General features: G+C 42.7%; 2 protein-coding genes. Both read left to right on the forward strand.

Annotated elements, in window-relative coordinates:
* The first annotated feature begins 162 nt into the window (after positions 1–162).
* Complete coding sequence (rfbA, locus tag QVD32_RS12965; RefSeq protein WP_287710356.1) at positions 163–1,071, forward strand: glucose-1-phosphate thymidylyltransferase RfbA; 909 nt, start codon at positions 163–165, stop codon at positions 1,069–1,071.
* Between the two features lie 3 nt (positions 1,072–1,074).
* On the forward strand, positions 1,075–1,989 hold the full coding sequence (gene rfbD / locus QVD32_RS12970) for a dTDP-4-dehydrorhamnose reductase (RefSeq protein WP_287710357.1): 915 nt from the start codon (positions 1,075–1,077) through the stop codon (positions 1,987–1,989).
* The last annotated feature ends 116 nt before the right edge of the window (positions 1,990–2,105 follow it).

Raw genomic sequence — 2,105 nt, forward strand, 5'->3', positions numbered from 1 at the left:
TGAATCTCTTGGCATTGACTGGCGCATTCCTACGGAACATGCTAATCTTTCGGAAAAGGATACAAAACATGAGGTATTGAAGGACTTTGAAAGTCCTTTTGAATACTAAATGTAGATTTATACAAATAAAACAACAAATACTAATCATTTAACATTAAGACAATGAAGGGAATAGTATTAGCAGGTGGTAGCGGTACACGCTTGTACCCAATCACCAAAGGTATCAGCAAGCAGCTGATTCCTATCTTTGACAAACCAATGATATATTATCCTATCTCGGTATTGATGTTGGCAGGTATTCGTGAGGTACTCATTATCTCAACTCCATTCGATCTGCCTGGTTTCAAGCGTCTATTAGGAGATGGTAGCCAGTTTGGAGTGAAGTTCGAGTATGCAGAGCAGCCTTCTCCTGATGGTTTGGCACAGGCATTCATCATTGGTGAGAAGTTTATTGGCGATGAGGCTACTTGCCTCGTATTGGGGGACAATATCTTCTATGGTGCAGGATTGAACCAGATGTTGCATCAGGCTGTAGTAGATGCAGAGCAGAACAACAAAGCTACAGTCTTCGGTTATCGTGTAAGTGATCCAGAGCGATATGGTGTGGCTGACTTTGATGAGCAAGGTAATTGTCTCAGCATCGAGGAGAAGCCTCAGCATCCAAAGAGCAATTATGCTGTAGTTGGCTTATACTTCTATCCTAATAAGGTGGTGGAAGTGGCAAAACATATCAAACCATCTGCTCGTGGTGAGTTGGAAATCACAACGGTGAATCAGGAGTTCTTGAAGGATAAGGAGCTGAAGGTACAGACCATGGCAAGAGGATTCGCCTGGCTTGACACAGGTACCCATGATTCCCTTTCAGAGGCATCTACCTTTATCGAAGTCTTGGAGAAGCGCCAGGGCTTGAAGGTAGCTTGCTTAGAAGGAATCGCATACCGTCAGGGGTGGATTACGGCTGAGAAACTTCGTGAGGTGGCACAGCCTATGCTCAAAAATGATTATGGAAGATATCTGCTTTCGATATTGGATGAAGGCAGTCAGACATTAAAGAAGAATTTAGAATACTAGGTCATGAATATTTTAGTAACAGGTGCTAACGGTCAGCTTGGAAATGAAATGCGAATCGTTAGTCAAAATACAACAGATCATTATATCTTTACTGATGTCAATCAAGTAGAAGGTTTGGAAACTACTTATCTTGACATCACCGATATGGATGCCATCCGTACGATGGTAAAGGAGAATGATGTGAAAGCCATCGTGAATTGTGCAGCATGGACCAATGTGGATGCCTGCGAGACAGATGAGAAACTGGCTGCATTGGCAGAAAAGCTCAATGCGGAGGCTCCTGAGAATCTGGCTAAGGCGATGAAGGAGGTGGATGGACTGCTCATCCAAATTTCTACAGATTATGTCTTTGGTAAGGAACCTTATAATGTGCCATGTAATCCTGACCAGAAGGGAACTCCTACTGGCGTGTATGGAACAACGAAGCTTCATGGTGAGCAGAAGATAATGGCTACTGGCTGTGATTATGTGATTATCCGTACGGCTTGGTTGTATTCTGAGTTTGGTAAAAACTTCTGCAAGACGATGCTCAACTTGACGGCAACCAAGCCTCAGTTGAAAGTTGTCTTCGATCAGTGTGGTACTCCTACATACGCACTTGATTTGGCTAATGCCATTATCACCATATTGGATAAGGTAAAGGTTGCCCACGGCAAAGATGAATATGTTGGAGTATATCATTTCTCAAACGAGGGTGTCTGCTCCTGGTATGATTTCACCCAGATGATTGCAAGAATCGCCGGTCATACGGAATGTGATATCCAACCATGTTATAGCTCGGAGTATCCTTCTCCTGTAACTCGCCCTGCTTATTCAGTATTGGATAAGCGAACCATCAAGGAGACCTTCGGAGTTAAGGTTCCTTATTGGGTGGATTCGTTGGAGAAGTGTATAGCTAATCTTAAGCAGGATTGTTAGAAGTCTGCTCAAAAATACTAATCATAAAATTTAAAGTTCAATTTTCAAAGTTCAAAGTTAATGAAGAATATCATTATCACGGGCGGTGCTGGTTTCATCGGCTCACACGTAGTAAG

The sequence above is a fragment of the Barnesiella sp. genome (assembly GCF_022723415.1).
Classification (GTDB): Bacteria; Bacteroidota; Bacteroidia; order Bacteroidales; family Barnesiellaceae; genus Barnesiella; species Barnesiella intestinihominis.